Here is a 4,114-nt window from a genome sequence, read left to right on the forward strand (position 1 = left end):
CGGAAATAACGCATTCTCAGCCAACTTAAAATACAAAGTGACAAAATGATAATCCCCTTAACGCCTGCCGTATGGATAATACCGGCTAATGCTTTTACGGAATATTATCCAATAAGGCGGAATAGATTGGATTCAGGCGCAATAACCGGGGTACTCCAATCACAAACAGTTGCTTACGGGCACGGGTGAGGGCTACATTCAGTTTACGGTCAATCCGGATACCGTTTTCTTCTGTCATATTAGCCAGAAACTTTAATTGATAAGTACGATTTACGCAGAAAGAGTAAATGATGACGTCCCGCTCGCTGCCTTGAAACCGTTCGACAGTATCTACCAAGATGTTTTCTAAAGCCGGAATGCCTAAAGCGGCTATCTCACGTTTTATCAGGGCAATCTGGCTGCGATAGGGGGTGATGACTCCTAAGGTCAGGGCTGAATTGAAACCGGAACTGGTATCAGTACCGGAATCAGTACGATGCAATGGTAAGTGCGGAGTACGAGGATTGAAACCGGAACCGGTATCAGTACCGGGATCAGTACGATGCAATGGTAAGTGCGGAGTACAAGGATTGAAACCGGAACCGGGAACGGAGTTCAAATCAGAATTCGTGTCGGAGCTGATGCCGGGACTGATATTGGAACCCAAACCGGGATTGGAATCAATGCCGGAAACATTTGCCGAATATTGCTGATAGACAGCTTGAGCTAATCGAGCCACAAGTTTCGCCTCCGAATGATTAACCTTTGCCGATTGCGCCACAGATTCCGGAACGGACGGTAAGAAGGCAACCCGCTTATCCAATATATCAGCAAATTCACTTCCCAACAACTCCGGCGCCAGCGCAAGGTGACCATGCTGGTGGGGTAAGCCGACAGATTCTAATAGTCCACCGTAAAAAGCCTTGTTAGGAAAATGAGCCACTTCTACATTCATACGTCCCTGCCGACAAAGCATATCGCAGAAACGGTTCGTGAGAAATGACAAGCGGTCGGCAACAGATGGTGAATGGTGCGTGAGGGATGACGACCGGCTCGTAACGGCTTTACGATACAAACGTTCAAAAAGAGAATCTTTCAAGTTGTGCAAGCCTGCATCGTGCAGGCACTCTTCGCCGACTTCGGACTGATTTTCGGATTGCAGCACAACGGCCGGCAATTGCTTATGGTCGCCGATAAGAATGAACTTTCCGATGGCATTCCCGCCGGCAATATTACGCGCGCAAAGAAGCCCCAGCAGTTGCGGCTCCAATATCTGCGTGGCTTCATCCACAATAGCTACATCGAAAGATTTCAGGCGGAAAAGCTCAGTCTTCGTAGAAAGTGTGGCAACCGTACCGACAAAGATACGGCAACGTTCTATACGTGCATGTACTTCGCGCCGTGTGGAGCACGCCTCCAACACATTCTCTATCAAGTGGGCGCGGAATGAGGAATCGCAGGAAAGCTCGTTCCCGATACGGATAAAATCAACTTCCGGATTGATGGCGGAAAGGGCTTTGCAGATTTCGTCAACGGCGCGGTTGGTGTACGAAAGTAGCAGGATTTGTTTCCCTTCACGGTGGAAGACTTCTACCATACTGCGCAAGGCGCGGGAAGTCTTTCCGGTTCCGGGCGGACCGACAAGAAGAAAATAATCTTTTGCTGCTTGCGCTTTCAGGGTGATACGCGAGAAATCGTCGGGAGCGGAAGCGATATCCGCATCCAAAGAAGTGTCGAATTCTGCTTCACGTTGAAACAACAACAAGTCGCGGCGCTCCTTATTGGCGGAAAGAAAAGCGGAAAGTCCCAGGTACATACTGCGGAAAGAGGTATCCATGAAGTCATGCTCTACCGCATAACGGCTTCCGGAAGGAAGTACGGACGTGTTTTGTTGGGAAGCGCGAAGACGGATGCGGATGTCTGTGTCCGTAATCTGCTCAATGTTTCCTTTGAATACCATTTTGTTCGTTACATTGTCCGTGTCGTTATTGCGTTCATAGAGAACGATGGCGTCTCCTTCACGGAAGTTGGGCAACGTTTGGAGAGGCTCCGGCTCGCATTGGCATGTATTATCATGTTCGGAAGAATGAATATACCGGGAGGAACAATCGCATTGAGAGGAACTATTATGCCCGGAAGAGCAATCATGCTTAGAAGAACAATCATACTTAGAAGAGCAATCACCTCTTCTTGCCAATACCAGGTATGCTTTACGAGCATCTGCGGCATGGTTCTCACGGATAGTCAAGTCATGCAGTATTTCCCCCGCTTCACATTTCTCCGCCAGCGTAGATAGCCACAGGGCGGCAGCGCCGGTACGCCCTTCATAGTCAATGTCGCCTGACTTTGAAGTATATAATTCTTTCGTTATGAAATTATAGAGTGTGTGGAAGTAGCACTGTTCCAGCGGAGTAAGCGCTTTGATGCGTTGAGCCACGGCATCAATGGACGGATAGAGGAAACGCTTCCATAGAATGTTGTTCAGACCACGCTCGTTCAACGTATCCGGATTGATTTCTCTCAACCGCTCTGCCGTGTAGTACGGGCTGTTACGCAATTGTATCCCGTATTCATTAGCCACAATCCGGTTGCGCACATCCATTACACGGCGCACCATTGCCCACGACGGGCGGGCGGGATACAATAGCGGATAGCGGGTGTAGAGCAAGTATGCTTTTACTTTGCGGTGATCCATCCCCATGGAATACTCCAATACCGCCTGGTAGAGTAGCATCTGCACCTTATTATTCTCTTTCGGCTCTACCTTGCCGCGGATGGTGTATTCGTCGGCCTTGCCCGATTTCATTTCTATAAACGAAGACATGTCACGTTGCATATAGTCCAGGCGTCCTTGAAGTCCCAAGGCTTCGCAAATGTAAGTCGGTTCGAGCACTGCGTCCGTCTTGTCCAGTTCGTAGCCGGGAGTACGGAATGTTTCTGTAACCGTCTGCCTGATGTGCTCGAAATGGCGTTTGCAGTCGGCGAAGAACTCGTGTTCTTTTTCCTTGTCCAGCAAATCGGTGCATGCCGCCAGCTCGATAGCATAAGTACGGAAAGCCTTTTTCATACAATCCAGATAACCGGGTTCTTCCTGGGAGTAAATCCATTCGTCCAGGAAAAGGTTGGCGATATTACCAAGCAGCAAGGGGCGCGTATTATCGGGCGATTGCAAACGGGCAAGCAAATAATTGGCGGGATGATGCCCATACTCCTTGAAGCATTCCGCCAGCGAACTGATGTCTATCAGGTAGTCGGGTTCAAGTATGATGAAGGCGGGGGTTAATATTCCCGCTTCGTCTATTGCCACATCCAGCAGGTTGACTTGCGCATGTCTCCACAGCAGTTTGCAGGTTGTGGTGAATTCTTCGTTTACTTGAGGTATATTGTAGCGTACCCGCAACGGTTCGTCCGCAAGGGTATCCGTGGGTAATACATATAAATAGGTGTCGTCGGCATACTGGAAGCAGACGCGCATCCGGCGTACCCGTTCCTTGGCCGGGGGAGCTACTATATAAGTAGCGTCCGCACGGGGGAGCAGGCGGTAGAGTTCCGTGGGGATGTCCTCGCCCGTCAGGCGTTTGATGAAGAAGGACAATGTCTTGGCGTCCCGCAACAGGTTCTCGCGCGAAGGGTTCGACTGGCGGTTTAGTACGGCATTGGAGGTCAACCGGAAAGTATGCAGCCGGTTCTGCTCTACGATGGTAAGCCCGGCTTTCGACGCTACGAAACTGATACGGGCGGAGAGGTCGGTCATTTGCAGGTTGCCGTCCGGCATTTGCGTCCGGCAGATACGTTCCAATAGTTCGCGCAACTGGCGGTATGCAACCGTCAGCGGAATATTCCCGTCCCGGCAGACAGCAATCAGGAAGTTATAATATTCTTGTACTTCCGCTTCCATTAGGCTTCCGTAGAACTTTTATGGTTATTCATTATGATACTGCTAAATGATTATTTATTAGTGAGAATTGGTACGCGGACGACGCGGAATAAACGGATGAACGCGGAATAAACGGGGTACATGGGTTACGCGAGTTACACGGGTCACATGAGTTACACGGATTACACGGGTCACATGGATTACGCAGATTACATGAGTTACACGGATGAACGCAAAGACTATCTCTATTCTCCTCCT

The 4,114-nt window shown here is 49.7% G+C and carries 2 protein-coding genes; both read right to left on the reverse strand.

Going from position 1 to position 4,114, the window contains the following annotated elements:
- Positions 1–94: 94 nt before the first annotated feature.
- Positions 95–3,877 (reverse strand): DEAD/DEAH box helicase, encoded by a 3,783-nt coding sequence (locus tag B2Z67_RS11865; protein ID WP_291530045.1) that lies wholly within the window; start codon positions 3,875–3,877, stop codon positions 95–97.
- 57 nt (positions 3,878–3,934) lie between these two features.
- Positions 3,935–4,114, reverse strand: a 180-nt coding sequence (locus tag B2Z67_RS11870; RefSeq protein WP_291530046.1) for a hypothetical protein, incomplete at its 5' end; no start/stop codon positions are given.

It is taken from the genome of Bacteroides sp. UBA939 (genome assembly GCF_002293435.1).
Classification (GTDB): Bacteria; Bacteroidota; Bacteroidia; order Bacteroidales; family Bacteroidaceae; genus Bacteroides.

Coding starts and splice junctions, on each gene's coding strand:
- B2Z67_RS11865 (WP_291530045.1), bottom strand. CDS start 3,877: ATGGAAGCGGAAGTACAAGAATATTATAACTTCCTGATTGCTGTCTGC.